The sequence below is a fragment of the Aerococcus christensenii genome (genome assembly GCF_001543105.1).
In the GTDB taxonomy this organism is placed as follows: Bacteria; Bacillota; Bacilli; order Lactobacillales; family Aerococcaceae; genus Aerococcus; species Aerococcus christensenii.
Genome location: NZ_CP014159.1, coordinates 495,546 through 512,370, shown reverse-complemented (window position 1 = coordinate 512,370; position 16,825 = coordinate 495,546). Strand labels below are relative to the sequence as shown.

Here is a 16,825-nt window from a genome sequence, read left to right as displayed (position 1 = left end):
TTTTATAGATATATTGTTTGAAATTTTGGGTTGTTAGATGATTAGTTCTCAATTCTTATTTGTGTCCCTACTTTAATTTCCGGAAGTTCTTTAGCTTCAAGGTATAAAGTCCCTGCGAGCTCAGCATCTGTAGCCCCGTCAAAACGTAAGGTAATATGTCCAAGATTAGTTAGGTTTTTTTCAACAACATTTCCTACAGCAGTAATTATGTAGGTTTGATTATCAAAGTGGACGGATTGTCCGGGCTGAATAGAGCCCTCAAGAGGATTAATGATGATGTTATAACAATAATCAGCAAGATCAACTGGGGCATTATCTCCGAAGAGAACTATCATTTTTTCTTCTTTAAAGAGAGGGGCGTTGGCTCCGATTTTTTTAATTTCTGTTTGGAATATTGACATATTATCTATTGTCCTTTCATTTTTGTAGAATATTAGCTGTAGAGCCCGATACTTGCAATCCATGCAACAAGGACGCGTGGAACCCCGTTAAGGAATCTAGAATAAAGAACAGCAGGCACACCTACTTCAACGGTTTCCGCTTTTGCTTCGGCGAGCCCTAAGCCTACAGGAATAAAGTCACAACCGTTTTGTGTATTAATAGCAAATAAAGCTGGGAGTGCAAGATGAGGTGGGATGTTTCCTTTGCCAATTTCCACACCGATTAGGGTACCGACAATTTGGCTAATAACCGCACCAGGGCCTAGCAATGGAGAAAGAAAAGGCAGAGAACATACAAAACCAATGATGACTAAGCCAACTCCGTTTCCTGCTAAAGGAGCTAACCCTTTAGCAATCCATTGTCCAACACCTGATCCTTGAATAATCCCAATTAGAAGAGAAACGAAAGCCATAAAAGGAATAATAGTATTTAACATGGTTTGAATCGCTTCACGCGCAGCTTGATTGAAAATAGAAACAATACGTCCAGCACCCATCCCAATTTTAGCAATAAAACTTGGATTCTTGGTTTGTTCTGTAATTTTTTTGGAAGTGTCATAAGTAGAGGTTGCTTTTGTTTCGGAGGCACTTGGAGTGGCCTCGGCTTCTGCAGAAATTTGTTGAGAATCTGCTAGGCTAATTTCTGCAAGGCCTACATTAGAAACGTAGTTATCTTCGCGGATGTATTGTGCAAGTGGGCCAGATTTACCTGTTGCGATAATATTGATTGTTGGAATACCTTTTTTAGGATAGATACCACAACGTAAGGTACCTCCACAATCAATAATAGCAAGAGCAATTTCTTCATCCGGAATGGATGTTTTAAAGCCATTAACAGCTTCCATTCCACTTAATTCTTCAATTTTATCAACGATTTGAGGGCGTTCACCGCCTCCTACGACATAAATGAATTTATGTTTACTTGCGGTAGGGGTGATCGTAATAGGCCCCCCAAATCCACCTTGTCCTTTAACGATTTGAATGCTTTTAAATTGAGTCATGGTTATTCACTCCTTATTATTCGTCAACAGTTTTAGACAATGTGATGCCTTGTTGTTTGCAGACTGTTGCTGTAATAAAGTCTGTTGTCCATCCGCCAACGAAGTTCATCACTAAACCAACTAAAAGATAACGGATTGCGAGTTCCATTTGGTTAAGGCCGAGTGTTTGAATACCTTGTGCAATTCCTAACCAAACGAAGAGTTCTCCAGGATTAATATGTGGGAAAATACCATTTGAAGTATGGCAAAATTGCATTTGTGCTGCAATGAACCCAGGTTTATAAAATTCAGGCAAAAATCTTCCCATAGTCATAGACATTGGATTCCCTAACATAAACGCAGAAACAAACGGTAAAATCATGTAACGTGTCACAGCATTTTTAGATGCTACTTTAGCTAGGGCAGTTACTTTATCTTCACCTAAAAGCTTAATGAAGGCGTTCATAGCAACCATCAACATTAAGACAAGAGGAACGATGGAGCCCATCCAGCTAATGAAGGTCGTTGCACCTGTTTGGAATAACTTAATGAAGCCTTCAGCAAATTTAACAACAAAGTCCATAATTATTCACGTCCTTTAATTTTATTTTCAATTTTTGTAGTGACCTGAGATAAGCCTTGAGAAAGTTTTTGCAAAGGAGAAAGCGAAGGCTCTTCTTCGTAATTTCCCATTTCAACACGCAAATAAATTTCGCGCGCGTTTTCCATGGCTAATTGCGTTAATTTGTTTTCCTTTTGAACCAGAGGATGATAACGGTCAATAAAATTTAAATCTTCGCCGATGTAATCAGGTAAGGTTTTAAAACGTGCAATCACCGAAATGCCTTGCATCAGACGCGCATCTAAAATTTTCCCTGTATCGTCAATTGCAAACATGACAATGGTTCCTGCTTGGATTTTACCTGCTCTTCTCCCAATAGCTACCCTTCCTTTTTGCCTTAAAACCTGATAAACATGATTAAAATGTTTAATTTGGTAGTAACCGAATAGGGATTGACACAAAAAAGCTGCCAAAGCCATTCCAGCAAATAAGTAAATAAAACTCATAAATATTTTCCTTTCTGAATAATATGTAATAACTCCTTTGAACTGGTTGTTTGGAGTAATTTATGTCGCTTATTGAGGTGATTAGCGGCGCTAAAAATGAATTCGTAAACTTGGACAAGAACTTCATTCGTAGTCTCTTGCTCAAGTTCTGGAATAGCTAACATGAAAATGAGTTCTACTGAATGGGCAGTTGTTTTTAAAGCGGGGTGCAATTGACCGATTGCCAAAACGGTTTTGTTTTTATGATTGTTCATAGCATGTGGCATAGCAACACCGTTATCAAAAATAGTGGGGCTTAGAGCTTCTCGTTGAAAAATCTTTTCAGCAAAATTTTTGGCAATGAGTCCTTTATCATATAACTGTTGACACATTATTGATAAACAAGACTTATAATCGGATACCTCATGGAGAGGAATGAGAATGATTGTCAGTTGATCATTTGATAAGGGATGATGTTTAGCAAGATTCTTCCATTGTAAGCGAATATATTCTTCATCAAAAAGTGTATTAATTTGAATAACAGGAATTTGATAATTCTTTTGATCCAAAGGAAGTGTAGAAAAAACAGCAAAGAATTCTTTGACGTCGCATTGAGAAATATTTTCATTAGTCATGGAAATGAGTTGAACACTCGGCCCTAGAATTCGTTGCAGTTGATTCTTTATGATTTCTGCTGTTCCTAATCCTGTATGGCAAACAACGGCAATTTTCCTTTTTTCTGGCGCGACACGTTTGCTGAGTGCCATTTCAAAATAAAGAGCTAAATAAGAAATTTCAATTTCTGGAATCTCACGATGGAGTTCTTTGCTAAGAATATGAGCACTTAGTTTTGCGATTTCAAAAGATAGCGGATACCGTTGCTTGATTTCTTGAAGAAATAAGTCCCGAGAAGGAATCCTAAAAATGAGACGATGAATTAGATAGATAAGATGCTGTTCAAGGTCTTCAAAAAGAGGATGTGTAGGAATAGTTAAACCTAATTTTTGATTAATATATCTCAACATTTGTTGAAAAAGATGATATAAAAAATCTTGATCGTAATCATTTGTATTAATCATATAGCGATTATAAATATTAAAAGGAAAAGCAAGATAAGTAATTTCGTAATGACTAAAAGTAAGATTGAAGTGAACTTCTAGACTGGCAATAAAATTTTCAAATTCAATATTTTTTTCAATAAAATTGTGGTAGTAAGGAATGTCTTCTTCAAAATGATGTCCCTGCTTAATGCGAAGAACGGTTGTATATACAGCTTTTATTAATAAAGACTTTGTAAAAATAGAAGTTTGTGGGGTGGGTGAGTTTTTGAGGATCACTTGCTTATCTGTTAACTTCAGATTTTGGCAGTTAAAATAGGAAAGCACAATATTAATGTAGGCTGTTCGAATATCTAATTCATAACCTTGAAGTTCTAGGCCTCGATTAGGAGTCCCAATAACAGAAAGTTTATAGACTTCTAATACTTTGCGCAATTGGTTAATATCATTATTTATTGTGCCTCGACTCACCATGACTTGGCTGGCTAAATCATCGATTAAAACAGGAGTATAACTTTCAACAAGTTGCTTTAAAATATAAGCTTGCCGCTTATTTGTCGAGTTAAAGTCTGTTCCTTGTTTTAAAGCTCCATTAGCAATTTGCTCAAACGCATCGTAGTCTTGAATAATTAATTTATATTTCCGATTTTCTAAGACTATCGAAGCAATATCACTCATTTCTTGATTTAATAATTGAATTTGTTTACGGAGGGTTTGGCGACTTGTTTGTAAGCTATTTTCAAGTTCTTGTTGAGAAATAGAAGAATGAACTTGCAAAATATTCAATATATCATATAAACGATCAACAAGTGCCATAAGATCTCTCCTTATTATCCTCTAGTTTTCCCTCCAGCAATATTAATAGTCGTTCCAGTAATATAACTTGACCGATCGGAAACTAGGTAAGCCACTAAATCACTGACTTCTGTTAATTTTCCGCTTCGACCAAGAGGGGTAGTGGTAGTACTTGCGTAGCCTGCTCGTAATTGTTCCACTGTTTTTCCACGTGTGTAGGAAAGCGCTTCTTCATACGCAAGGGTTCGCAAGCCGGTTTCTTCTAAAATCCCAGGGGCAACACCTACTACACGAACGTTATGCTTGCCAAGTTCTTTTGCCCAAGAGCGGGTATAAGAATAAACGGCAGCTTTTGACCCTGCGTAAGGACTTTGCCCTTCAGAACCTTCAAGACCAGATTCTGAGCACATATTGATGATAACCCCTTGGCGTTTATTCACTAAAATACGAGCAACAGTTTGAGCAAGAAGGAATACGCCCTTCTGATTAATAGCTACCATTTTATCAAAGATGTTATCAGCTAATTCATATTTCCCTTTAGGATCTTTAGGATCAACTAATAAGCGAGGAACATTAATACCAGCATTATTGACTAAGGCATCTACACTTCCCCATTCATCTACTACTTTTTGAACAGAAGCTTCAACATTTTCGCGTGAAGAAACATCGGTTTGAAGAAAAAGATAATTTTCATGAACAAGTCCGTTATCCTTAATATCAAAATTTGCTACTCGGCAACCATCATCCAACAATTCTTGGACAACAGAAGCTCCGATTCCTGATGATGCACCTGTGACAATGACTACACGGCCCTTAATACCTAACCAATCTTCCATAATTAAAATCCACCTTTCATTTTGTTGAATCGAGGCGTATACGTTTTCGATTACAATTTTAGTATAAAAAAGCTGTTTATTGAAATTAATACAGGAAATTTTGAGAGCGACTTAAAATTCCTTGGACACGCTTGATAGCGGTATCATTTTTTGATAGGGTAAATAGGAAAAGAAGTCTGTGATATAAATGTCAAGGGAGCTTTTTATTATTGGTTTATAGTTTAGAGAATTTATGATATAGAAAGGACAAAATGATGAAACTAGTATTAGATACTGCTAATATAGAAAAAGTAAAAGAGTACATTGAATATTTACCTGTTGAAGGAGTGACTACCAATCCAAGTATTTTGAAGAAAGAGGGAGGAGTAGAGCCTATTCAACACCTCAAGAGGTTACAGGAAATTATTGGAAGAGATAAAGATTTACATGTACAAGTTATTGCTAATGATTATCAAGGCATTTTGGACGATGCTCATCGAATTGTAGAAAATATTAATGACCGAGTGTGCGTAAAAGTTCCAGTTACGAAAGATGGATTGAAAGCCATAAAAAGGCTCACACGAGAAGGGATTCGTATTACGGCAACGGCTATCTATACGGATATGCAGGCTTTACTTGCTGCAGAAATGGGGGCAGAATTTCTTGCTCCGTATATTAATCGCATGGAAAATTTAGGAATAGATCCTTATGAAACGATTTATTGGTTAAATGGACAGTTAGAGAGAAGTGGCTTGGAAACAAAAATTTTAGCTGCTTCTTTCAAAAATGTTAGCCAAGTAACAAAGACTTTGTCAGCTGGAGCAGAGTGGGTAACTTTAGGTGAAGGAGTTGTAGATAAGCTTTTGGGACACGCTAATGTACAAGAGGCGGTTAGAGATTTCTCAAAAGATTGGGAAGACGTCTATGGTCGACAGATTTTTTAGTCGAGATGTGTTTTATTACAAAGTTGAATGAGCTGGAGAAGAAACAAAGATGGATGGGAAAAATAAAGGTTATCAACTGCCAAAAGCAGTGATTTTTGATTTAGATGGCACCTTGGTGGATACGGAGAAGATTTATCATCAGGGATGGCACACAGTATTAGCTGAATACGGGGTTCAAGTGACAGAAGAACAGCTCAATCAATTGAGAGGGCACACCCGAACGGACAATAATAGCCTTGTTCAATCTTGGTTAGGAGGAGACGAGGAAAAGATGTTAGAGGCAAGAGCGAAAAGAGACGCTTATTTTGATCAAGCAATTGCCAAAGGGGCTATTCGCGTGAAATCTCATATTTTAACTTTGTTGAATTTTCTAAAAGATAGAGGGGTACATTTAGGTGTAGCGACTTCGTCTTATCAAAAACGTGGTTTATCCGAATTAGAAGCGAGTCAACTTTTGCAATACTTTGAAGTGGTGGTTTATGGGGACCAAGTTCAAAGAGGGAAACCCCAGCCGGATATTTATCAGAAAGCTTTGGAAAAATTAAAAGTTGCAGCAGAGGAAGCTTGCGCGGTAGAAGATTCAGTGACGGGTTTGTTAAGTGCTGTTCATGCAGGTTTACGAACTTATTTTTTGCCGGAATGCGATCTTACAGATGAAGAGAAAAAGTACGTTGATCATCCCTTAAATGGAGGAACTTTTGCTAGTGCAAAGGAGTTAGTGGACTATTTAAAGGAAAGATAAAGCAATCCATAACCGCTTCGGAATAGATTGAACAAATAAAAAGTTCTTTTACATTCAAATGTTTACAGCGCATAATAAGAGCGAAAAATAACACATATATAATCAGAAAGAGTGAAGAATATGAAATCAATTTGTGACGTCGTAGGTGTGAAGTATCCTATTTTCCAAGGTTCTATGGCAGCGGTTGCTGAAGCGCCTCTAGTAGGAGCTGTTTCTGAGGCTGGCGGTTTGGGTATTCTTGCAACTGCAGGTCGTGATGGGAAATGGGTTCGTGATCAAATTCACCAAATTCGCCAAATAACCTCTAAACCATTCGCTGTGAATGTCATGCTTTTATCTCATCGGACAGAAGAGGTTCTTAAGGTAGTTGTAGAAGAAAACGTGAAAATTGTGACGACAGGAGCAGGGAACCCTGTGCCATTTATTGAACTTTTAAAAGAAGCTGGTATTATGGTGATTCCTGTGGTTGCGAATGCACATCAAGCCCAAAAAGTAGAAGATGCTGGCGCAGACGCTGTCGTTTGCGAGGGAACTGAAGCAGGAGGTCACGTGGGCGAAGTAACTACTCTTCCTTTAGCACGTGCCGTTATCCAAGCTGTCAATATTCCAGTTGTTATTGCAGGTGGAATTTGTGATGGACGTGGTTTGGCAGCAGCCTTTGCTTTAGGCGCTCAAGGTGTTCAAATGGGAACTGTATTTTGTGCGAGCCAAGAAGCACCAATTGCACAAGAATATAAAGAAGCTATTGTGAATTGTCAATTAACGGATACGGTAGTTATTGGCCGTGAAATTGGAGCACCTGTTCGTTTGATTAAGAGTGATGCGGTTAAAGAATTAGCAGATCAAATTAAGGGTGGTTTGAGCCGAGATGAATTTGAAAAATTGAATTTAGGAGCTCTTGTTAAAGCATTGACCAAAGGAGATACTGAAGAAGGTATCGTTACGATTGGACAAGTCGCAGGGAATGTGACAGCTATTCGTCCAGTGAAAGAAATTATCGAAAGCGTTGTTACAGAAGCCAAAGAAGTTTTGAATAATCTTTCTGCCTTCTAATTAAAAATACATAACATTTAAAAACGCACAGAGGATAGACTTGAAAATCTATTCTCTGTGCGTTTTTTGTACAAAAATTGAGATTCCTTACAACTTAAAAGAGATCGTTATTCTCTAAGAAAGCGGCTAGAGCTAATAGGAGATCTTCCCTACCTTTTGGTGCGGAAAACATCACGCCGAGTGGCAGACCGTTTGCACAATTATGAAGAGGAAGAGTAAGTGCAGGTTGTCCTGTTAAATTGTAAATAAATGGCCAAGAAGCAGTAAGGTGTCCGGTTGAGAAGAGTGAGTAAAGCGTAGCAAAGAGTTGCTCACGATTTCCTGTCTGTGACCATTTAGTCAGATCTTCAAGATCTTTTTCTTGATAAAGTGTATCAGATAAGGCGGGTGCTGGAGACATTGTAGTAGGCTGTAAAAAGAGATCGAAATCTTTATGAAAGAGTGACATGGCGTAAGCTGCCTGATCCCATTGATTAAAAATTTTAGGATATTCAAAGGCTTTAATTTCTTTTCCGAGTTGTGCAAGTCCATAAGAGATGGGTTCGACTTCTCCCACATGGATAGGGGATTGGAAGGCTTCTTCCATACTTTGAAATTCAGCTTGCATCTCTGCGGCGTTCATGAGGTAGTAGCCTTTGAGTAAGGTCTTCCCATCAATTTTGGGGGTAGCTCTTTTGACATTAAAGCCTAATTTTGAGAGAGCTTCTGCTGTTTTTTCAACGGCTAAAATGGCTTCATCAGATACTTTTTCTCCTAAGGGGGATTCTGTTGAGTAGGCAATGGTTAAAGTGTGCAAGGCGTCAAAAGCCTGGTCGAAGTCTTTCTCTTGGAGAAGAGGGACTTGAAAAGGAGAAGCGTCTTGTTGTCGTTGAAGAGCGAGAAGAGCAGATGCGGTATCACGAACGGACTTGGCGAGAACGAAGTGAATGGCTGCACCTTCCCATCCTCTAAAGGAAGTGGGCCCCGTAGCTGTGCGTCCTCTGGTAGGTTTTAAACCGACTAATCCGCAGAATGAAGCGGGAATACGGATAGAACCTCCTCCATCTGAAGCGGAAGCTATCGCAACCATTCCCGATTTGACGGCAGCGGCAGAGCCACCGCTAGAGCCACCCGCGTAGTAGGCTGGATTCATTGGATTTTTAACAGGACCAAAGAGGGCAGAGTCGCTGATATATTTTAATCCAAATTCAGGGACGTTGGTTTGGCCGATAGGAACAAATCCGGCATCTAAGAGGCTCTGAGTAAAGAAATCAGTTTGAGGATAGTGAGCATCTTTGAGAAGACGTGATCCTGCGGTAGAAGGGTATCCCTTAAAGGCATGACCAAGGCCTTTTAAAAGAATAGGCACACCTCTGAAGGGGGCTTTTTTAGGTAAGTGATGATGAATATAATTTTTTGCACCTTCTTTATCAAGATAGGTGAGGGCGTTTGTTTTCTTTTGAAGATCAGGCAAACGTTTGAAACACTCTTCGACAGCTTCTATGGGAGAAATGTCGCCCTTTTGGATACGGTGGGCTAAGGCAGTAGCATCAGAATTGTGGGCTTTGAATGAAATCATAAGTAGCATTTCCTTTCTACAGGGGAATTTACTGATATTGTATCAGCTTTATTGGGAGAGAAAAAGTTAAAGATCTGCGAACTGTTTAAAAAGATCGATTTTTGTATATACATGATAGAAATATGTGTGTGATCAATAAAAAGTAAGGTTAATTGGTAAGTTATTATTGACTAGGAAGCGCTTTCCGAGTAGGATGAAATGCGGAAAAAGATTAGGAGGTGGGGAAAAGAAAAAATAAAATTGTTGTCAGTCTTTATAGATGTTCGCTCAAGTAAAGGAAGTGGAAAGCAAATAATGAAAAAACGAAGTCATTCTCTTCTTCGTTTAGGTTTAACCAGTGGATTGTTATTAACGGTATTCATGAGTCAAGGAAATGTCTTTTATGCACAAACCATTCCTTCTTCAGAGCCAACTAAGGCACAAGTGACATCAGTTCATTCACTTGATGGCCAAAAGCCAAAGAAAGAACCAGAAAAACAACTGACGAAAGTTATCGTTAATAAGAAAAAACAAGTTCTTCCTAAAAAAGAAGACAAGCAGATTCAATCTGAGTTTAATACTCCACAGACAAACAGTCAGAAAATCAAGATTTTAACAGAGAAAAAGAGTGCTTTGGAGTGGGCTAATCTTGTCAAAACTGGCCAAATGAAGCCGGAAGATTTAGCCATATATGTTTACCAGCGGATAAAAAAGGAGAACCCAACTTTAAATAGTGTGATTTATGAGAATACGCCGGAAGATATCGCTGATCAAATAGAGAATCTGAAGAAAAAGGATAAGAGTACGATGCCTTTCTACGGAGTCCCTATTTTAGTGAAGATGCTTATTCAGCCTTATCGAGGGTTCCCTAATAACAATGGATTACCTTTTGATAAGAATTTCAAGCCTTCTCGACGCACAGGTCTATTTGTTCAACGCTTGCAGGAGTTAGGATTTGTGATCATGGGATCGACTAATGCGCCAGAAATGGGCTTGTTAAATATTACGAATTCTATTCTTTATGGCCCTGCCAAGAACCCTTGGAATTTAGACCATAACCCAGGAGGTTCCTCAGGAGGAGCGGCGGCCGCTGTTGCTGTAGGTTGGATGCCTTTAGCAACTGGGAATGACGCAGGGGGGTCTTTGCGAATACCTGCTTCTTGGTCAGGACTTGTCGGCTTAAAACCAACGCAAGGAGCTATTTCTAAGGATTCTGATAATATTGGTGTGGTTAACTTTGCTCTTGGTCGGTCGACCCAAGATTTAGAAACTTTATTTAAGGGACTCGCTAAAAAGGGCGTTGCTCAGGAAGACAAGCAAGTAGAAGTTTTGAAGGAATTCCCAATTGCCTACAGTCTCACTTCGCCTGTGGGGACACCTGTCTCTGCCGAAGCCAAACAAGCTGTATTACAGGCAGTGGACTTTTTGAAAAAAGAAGGTTTCCAAGTGGTCGAACAAGCGGCTCCTGTGGATGGAAAAGCTTTAATGAAAGCTTATTTTGCTCATGCGGTATCCAATGGATCTGTTGCTAACTTTATTTTTAATAATCATTTACCACAAAAAGAAAGACATAATTTAAGCATAAAAGATGTAGATGATCAAAAGGTGAGTCTGCTGGTTTATGCACTTTACCGAGCTTCTGTGAAAGCCCCAAAAAACATTAAACAAGCTTGGAATACAGAATTAGCAATTATCGCTAAGCAAATGAAGGACTTTCATGAGAAATACCCGATTTATTTAACGCCAACGACAGCCACTGCTGCGCCGCTGAATACAGATCCTGCCATTTTACCAGAATGGCAAGCAAAACTTAGAAAAATTGATGAATTACCGACTTTTGAAGAACGTCTTCAATTAATTAACGATGCTTGGTTCCATGGATTAGCCAAAACGCCGTTTACGCAGTTAGCAAATTTATCAGGAGAACCAGCTATTAGTTTACCTACTTTTGTAACCAAAGAGGGATTACCTTTAGGTATTCAATTCCAAAGTACTAAAGGAAGCGATCTGACCCTTCTCAATTTAGGACGTCTATTTGAAAGCAAGGGGCAGTTCCGATTAGATAAGGAATCTCAGACATTAAAGGTCGAACCTAAACCAAGGCCAAAGCCAGAACCAACACCGGTACCAAGTCCAAGGCCGAAGCCAGAACCAACACCGGTACCAAGTCCAAGGCCGAAGCCAGAGCCAACACCGGTACCAAGTCCAAGGCCGAAGCCAGAACCAACACCGGTACCAAGTCCAAGGCCGAAGCCAGAGCCAACACCGGTACCAAGTCCAAGGCCGAAGCCAGAACCGACACCAGTACCAAGCCCAGATATGAAACCTATGCCAACTTTAGATCTAAAATTAGACTCTACGTTGGAGCCTAAAACTGAAGAAAATTCAGTATCAACTCCAGAACAAAAGTCGGAACAAACTCATGAGCTAACTTCAATGTCGGCCACAGAGCTAACGACAAATTCGCAACTGGAGCACACAGAGGAATGGCATCCAATACAAAATCAGAATTTAGGCGCAATTTCTGCCCGCACTTTTACAGTAAGAAACCGCCAAGGAAGAGCTCATCTAGGATCTATAGTTACAATTAATCCCTCAAATGTGCCATTAGTTGATACAGATTCCACTTCTTCAGAAAAGAAAGATCTTGAAAAAAATACTGAAGAAAGTCATAAGGATGAATCTACCACTTCTTCTTCCCCAGAGGAGGTTGGAAGTTCAAAGACGAAGAATTCTGAAGAAACTACAGATGGATGGAATGGGAAAAAGAAATGGATAGTGGTTGTCACTGGAGCAACAGGAGTTCTTGCTGTGGCAAGCTATAGTGTAGCTTTAATTAATAAGAAGAAACTTTAGAATTTAATAAGAGCGACTCGGATCCTTTTTAGGGCGAAGAGTCGTTTTTTAATATTTGACAGCTATTATTTGACAACTATTATGGAAAAGCTTAAAAAAACAAAATAATGTTTTTACATTAAGACGGATACTCTTTATAATAGTAGAAAACTTAAGGGAGGTTGATTTGATGACTGAGCAAAAAAAATCTTTAGCGACTTTTTCAGGTGGATGTTTTTGGTGTATGGTTCATCCCTTTGATCAATTGCCGGGTATTTTAAAAGTAGTGTCTGGTTATACAGGGGGACATGTAGAGAATCCAACCTATGAGGAAGTTTGTACAGGAAAAACTGGACATACCGAAGCGATACAAATTACTTATGATCCTGACCAAATGTCCTATCAAGAGTTATTAACAATTTATTGGCAACAGACAGACCCTACAGATGCTATGGGGCAATTTGCGGATCGAGGTTCATCTTATCGTCCGGTTATTTATTATCATAATGAAGAACAAGAACGTTTGGCCAGAGCATCTAAACAAGCACTTGAAGCAAGTGATCGGTTTGATCAACCGATCGTGACAACCGTTGAACCTGCACAAACTTTTTATCCGGCAGAAGATTATCACCAGAATTTTTATCAGAAAAATCCAAACCACTATAATAATTATCGAAGGGGCTCTGGAAGAGATCAGTTTATTGCCCAAAATTGGAAAAAATAAGAATTGTCTCGCTATTCTTTCAAAAATCGTTTACAAATGGTAAATAATAGCGTATCATATTTTTAATCATCCAGTCGGTAACATGAAGTTAGGTGCTTGATGAAATGAAAATAAAAATAATGAGAGGAGCATTGTAATGTCAGTAAATATTGATTGGGACCAATTAGGGTTCGCTTATATGGAATTGCCTTATCGTTGGCGTGCTTATTGGAAAGATGGCGAATGGTACAAAGAAGGATTAGAAGAAGGCAAAAAGTTTTTGATTTCTGAAGGCTCAACGAGTCTACATTATGGGCAAGAGGCTTTTGAAGGACTTAAAGCTTATCGAACAAAGACTGGGCAAATTCAGTTATTCCGTGTTGATCAAAATGCGCAACGTTTAGTGAATTCTGCTAAACGGTTATTAATGCCAGAATATCCTGTAGAAAAATTTATTGAAGCAGTGAAAAAGACGGTTCAAGCGAATGCAGATTATGTCCCACCTTATGGAAGTGGTGCTTCTTTATATATTCGTCCATTATTAATAGGGGTTGGCGATAATATTGGGGTTTCTCCTGCACCGGAATATATTTTTACAGTATTCTGTATGCCTGTAGGCCCTTATTATCGAAATGGTTTGGCACCTATGCCATTTGTAACCTCCAAATATGACCGTGCGGCTCCTTTTGGAACAGGGGCTTCAAAAGTTGGGGGAAACTATGGAGGCTCTCTTCTTCCAGGTCAACATGCGCATGCTGAAGGTTACGGAGATGTCGTTTACTTAGACCCTGCTACCCATACTAAAGTTGAAGAAATTGGCTCTGCTAACTTCTATGGGATTGAGAAGGAAACCAATAAATTTATCACACCAAAATCTCCATCCATTCTTCCTTCAATTACGAAATATTCCTTACTCTATTTAGCAAAAGAACGATTAGGGTTAGAAGTCGAAGAGGGAGATGTGTATGTAGATGAACTTGATCGCTTTGCAGAAGCGGGAGCGATGGGTACTGCTGCAGTTATTTCTCCAATTTCCAGAATTGATCATGGAGATAAAACATTTTACTTCTATTCTGAAACAGAAGTTGGACCGATTACACAATGTTTGTATAATGAATTAGTAGGTATTCAATACGGAGATATTGAAGCTCCAGAAGGTTGGATTTTCCCAGTGGAATAAGATAATAAATTGTTTAATTGGACAAAGCCCTTGAATTAATCGAGGGCTTTTTATTCTATGGGAAGTTTACAATAACTGATAAGAGAAATTTTGAGCTCCTTATGGGAAATTGTTGACTTTGTATGTTAGATAATGTAACATATTTATGGTGATTTAACTTGGGAGGAGGACAAAGATGAGAGAAAAGCAATTAAGACGATCTAAAGCAGTATTTCCTATTGGGACCGTGATGAAATTGACCGACTTAACAGCTAGGCAAATCCGTTATTATGAGGAACAAAAATTAGTGGCGCCTCAACGGACAGAAACTAATCGAAGAATGTATTCTTTAAACGATGTCGATCGACTGTTGGAGATTAAGGATTATTTGGCGGAAGGCTTTAGTATTCAAGCTATTCATCGTTTTTATAACCGATCCAAGGATACTAAGCAGGATACCCAACAATTAACGGAAGAGGATGTTCGAAGAATTTTGTATAATGAATTTTTGGCTGCTGGTGGTTTTGAGAGTGCCCCAGGAGAATACCCTCGATTTTAAAAAAGAAACTTTTTAATAAATCCCAAAGTTTTGGAATTTTCTTCAAACTTTGTTTGAATCAACTGAAAGGTTGGAAGAAAACATAGAAGAAGCCAGAACTTTGGGAATTTTTATTTTGAGTAAAAGTTATTCACGTCTAAAAAGAGGAAAACAAAGGGATTTGTGGATAACCCTGTGGAAAGTGTGAATAGTTTGTTGAAAAAATGTGAATAAATGGATGTGCTTTTGGAGAAAATCCGAATTTATATAAAAAAATGGGGATATATGTTAAGAAGGAACAGAATTCTGTGGAAGAAGAAAGCGAATGTCATGTATAGTTATTATAAGCTGTTGATAAAAAGTATGTGCTAGGTAGAATTTTTACCGTTTAATGTTTTTTTAGTATAATAAAGTTGATTTCTAAAGAGAATTGGAGGTATAGGAAGATGGTAATCAATAAATTTTATTGTAACTAATAGAGAGGGTAAATCCTCTCGAATGCGATAAAGGAGGATTTATGATACATATCGATTCATTACTAAAGACAATAGGTACGAGAAATTTGTTGACTATTAATAGACTTCATATCCATGCTAATGAAAAAATCGGTCTCATTGGAAATAATGGAGAAGGAAAAACGACTTTTTTGAAAATTTTAGCAGGTAGAGATAATGATTATGAGGGATATATTCAAAGGAAAATTAAGATTAATTGTTGGCTCGGAAATTCGGATATTGAGTGGACGTCGAGCAGAGATTATTCAAACGAGGATGAAATAGTCAGAAATACATTGAGTCCGGGAGAATATCAGTGGTTGAGAATCAGTCGTCTTTTAAAGGATAGACAGTCGTTTCTTTTGATGGATGAACCTACCAATTATTTAGATATGCCTCGAAAAGAAACATTAATGAAGGAATTGAAAAAACGGAACGTAGGTTTTCTTTTGGCGTCTCACGATCGGAATTTTATTGCCAAAACCTGTACTAAGATTTTTGAATTGTCACATGGAGAGTTGGAAGTCTTTAATGGCGATTATTTTTTCTATCTTGAAGAAAAAAGAAAGCGTCAAAAATTTATTCAAAGAGAATATGATACTTATATTTCTGAAAAAAGAAGGTTAACGAATCTTGCGCAGCGGATAAAGGTTCAATCAATGAAGATACAAACGACGCCGAAACGTATGGGAAATTCAGAAGCTAGGCTTCACAAGATGGGAGGACAACAAAATAAGAAAAAACTGGATAAACAAGCAAAAGCAGTAACTTCTAGACTGGACCGCTTGGAGGTAAAGTGCAAACCTCAAGAAGAAAAATTGATTAGGCTAACAGTGGGGGAAAATAAAAAAATACATGCTAAGATACTTCTTAAAGCAGAAGATCTCAGTAAACACTTTGATAATCAAATGATTTTTAATAAAGCTAAATTTGAAATAGAAAATGGCAGTAAGGTAGCTTTATTAGGCGAGAACGGCTCCGGAAAAACAACTTTACTTCAAATGATTTTTAACCAAGAAGTTTGGACACATCCGCTTTTGAAAATAGGCTACTATAGTCAATTAAACGAAAGCTTAAATTTGGCTCAAACTATTCTAACAAATGTGCGAGAGACTTCTATCTATGATCAAACGATGACTAGGCGGGTATTGGCACGATTAGGATTTAAAACAGAGGATCTTTCTAAGAAGGTGGAGATCCTTAGTGAATGCGAGAAAGCGAAAGTTAAACTTGCGAAGCTGTTGACGAGTGATTTTAATTATTTAATTATGGATGAACCCACAAACAAGCTGGATATGAGGTCACTTGAAGCTTTGGAAGATTTACTAACAGGCTATGATCGCCCTCTACTATTTGTTACACATGATAGCGCATTTGTTAATCGGATAGCGGATACCTTACTTATTATCGAAGAACAAAAAATTTTGAAATTTAAGGGGAACTGGAAGCAATATGAGGATAAAAATAAGTCTCTTGAGTCCAATCCCCTTGATTTCAGATTAATTGCGATTAGTAATCGGATTTCAGAGGTCACTTCGGAATATGAAAGGCAGCAACTTTTAAAGGAATATGAGCGGCTGATGAAACAGAAATTAGAAAAGTAGAAGAGAATAAAATCGGTGAATTTTACTAGTGAAAATCCGCCGATTTTTTATTTGTATCTTTAAGGGGGAGATACTTTTATA

At 38.1% G+C, this 16,825-nt stretch carries 14 protein-coding genes and 1 pseudogene; 8 read left to right on the top strand and 7 right to left on the bottom strand.

The window, feature by feature from the left end; genetic code table 11:
* Nucleotides 1-41 precede the first annotated feature (41 nt).
* Genes AWM71_RS02475 through AWM71_RS02450 form a run of 6 tightly spaced genes read right to left on the bottom strand, consistent with a single transcriptional unit; the run spans nt 42 to nt 5,156 of the window.
* Nucleotides 42-401, bottom strand: a complete 360-nt coding sequence (locus tag AWM71_RS02475; protein ID WP_060776510.1) for a PTS glucitol/sorbitol transporter subunit IIA — start codon at nt 399-401, stop codon at nt 42-44.
* A gap of 32 nt (nt 402-433) precedes the next feature.
* On the bottom strand, nt 434-1,441 hold the full coding sequence (srlE, locus tag AWM71_RS02470) for a PTS glucitol/sorbitol transporter subunit IIB (protein ID WP_060776509.1): 1,008 nt from the start codon (nt 1,439-1,441) through the stop codon (nt 434-436).
* A 16-nt stretch (nt 1,442-1,457) separates the two neighbouring features.
* On the bottom strand, nt 1,458-2,003 hold the full coding sequence (gene srlA, locus AWM71_RS02465; RefSeq protein ID WP_060776508.1) for a PTS glucitol/sorbitol transporter subunit IIC: 546 nt from the start codon (nt 2,001-2,003) through the stop codon (nt 1,458-1,460).
* A gap of 2 nt (nt 2,004-2,005) precedes the next feature.
* Nucleotides 2,006-2,488: a transcriptional regulator GutM gene (locus AWM71_RS02460; protein ID WP_060776507.1), complete on the bottom strand. Its 483-nt coding sequence runs from the start codon at nt 2,486-2,488 to the stop codon at nt 2,006-2,008.
* A complete protein-coding gene (locus tag AWM71_RS02455; RefSeq protein WP_060776506.1) occupies nt 2,485-4,341 on the bottom strand; it encodes a BglG family transcription antiterminator in 1,857 nt (618 codons plus the stop codon). Before AWM71_RS02455 ends, AWM71_RS02460 begins: the two co-directional genes overlap by 4 nt.
* A 14-nt stretch (nt 4,342-4,355) precedes the next feature.
* A complete protein-coding gene (locus AWM71_RS02450; protein ID WP_060776505.1) occupies nt 4,356-5,156 on the bottom strand; it encodes an SDR family oxidoreductase in 801 nt (266 codons plus the stop codon).
* A 254-nt stretch (nt 5,157-5,410) separates the two neighbouring features.
* Here AWM71_RS02450 and AWM71_RS02445 point away from each other — a divergent pair, with 254 nt between their 5' ends.
* The 3 genes from AWM71_RS02445 (at nt 5,411) to AWM71_RS02435 (ending at nt 7,874) form a co-directional block, all read left to right on the top strand.
* A complete protein-coding gene (locus AWM71_RS02445) occupies nt 5,411-6,079 on the top strand; it encodes a fructose-6-phosphate aldolase (RefSeq protein ID WP_060777436.1) in 669 nt (222 codons plus the stop codon).
* Between the two features lie 49 nt (nt 6,080-6,128).
* Nucleotides 6,129-6,821 (top strand): HAD family hydrolase, encoded by a 693-nt coding sequence (locus tag AWM71_RS02440; RefSeq protein ID WP_060776504.1) that lies wholly within the window; start codon nt 6,129-6,131, stop codon nt 6,819-6,821.
* Between the two features lie 120 nt (nt 6,822-6,941).
* Nucleotides 6,942-7,874 (top strand): nitronate monooxygenase, encoded by a 933-nt coding sequence (locus tag AWM71_RS02435; protein WP_060776503.1) that lies wholly within the window; start codon nt 6,942-6,944, stop codon nt 7,872-7,874.
* A 94-nt stretch (nt 7,875-7,968) separates the two neighbouring features.
* Here the strand turns inward: AWM71_RS02435 and AWM71_RS02430 are convergent, their stop codons facing one another.
* Nucleotides 7,969-9,432 (bottom strand): amidase family protein, encoded by a 1,464-nt coding sequence (locus AWM71_RS02430; RefSeq protein WP_060776502.1) that lies wholly within the window; start codon nt 9,430-9,432, stop codon nt 7,969-7,971.
* Between the two features lie 294 nt (nt 9,433-9,726).
* Here AWM71_RS02430 and AWM71_RS02425 point away from each other — a divergent pair, with 294 nt between their 5' ends.
* From AWM71_RS02425 to abc-f, 5 genes and pseudogenes are all read left to right on the top strand, one after another.
* Complete coding sequence (locus AWM71_RS02425) at nt 9,727-12,267, top strand: amidase family protein (protein ID WP_060776501.1); 2,541 nt, start codon at nt 9,727-9,729, stop codon at nt 12,265-12,267.
* 169 nt (nt 12,268-12,436) lie between these two features.
* Nucleotides 12,437-12,970 carry a peptide-methionine (S)-S-oxide reductase MsrA gene (gene msrA / locus AWM71_RS02420; RefSeq protein WP_060776500.1) on the top strand — a complete coding sequence of 178 codons (534 nt, stop codon included), beginning with the start codon at nt 12,437-12,439 and terminating at the stop codon, nt 12,968-12,970.
* Nucleotides 12,971-13,094: 124 nt separating this feature from the next.
* Nucleotides 13,095-14,129 (top strand): annotated as a pseudogene (locus AWM71_RS02415) (branched-chain amino acid aminotransferase); the annotation flags it as partial.
* 175 nt (nt 14,130-14,304) lie between these two features.
* Nucleotides 14,305-14,667, top strand: a complete 363-nt coding sequence (locus AWM71_RS02410; RefSeq protein WP_060776498.1) for a MerR family transcriptional regulator — start codon at nt 14,305-14,307, stop codon at nt 14,665-14,667.
* Nucleotides 14,668-15,163: 496 nt separating this feature from the next.
* Complete coding sequence (gene abc-f / locus AWM71_RS02405) at nt 15,164-16,744, top strand: ribosomal protection-like ABC-F family protein (protein ID WP_060776497.1); 1,581 nt, start codon at nt 15,164-15,166, stop codon at nt 16,742-16,744.
* The last annotated feature ends 81 nt before the right edge of the window (nt 16,745-16,825 follow it).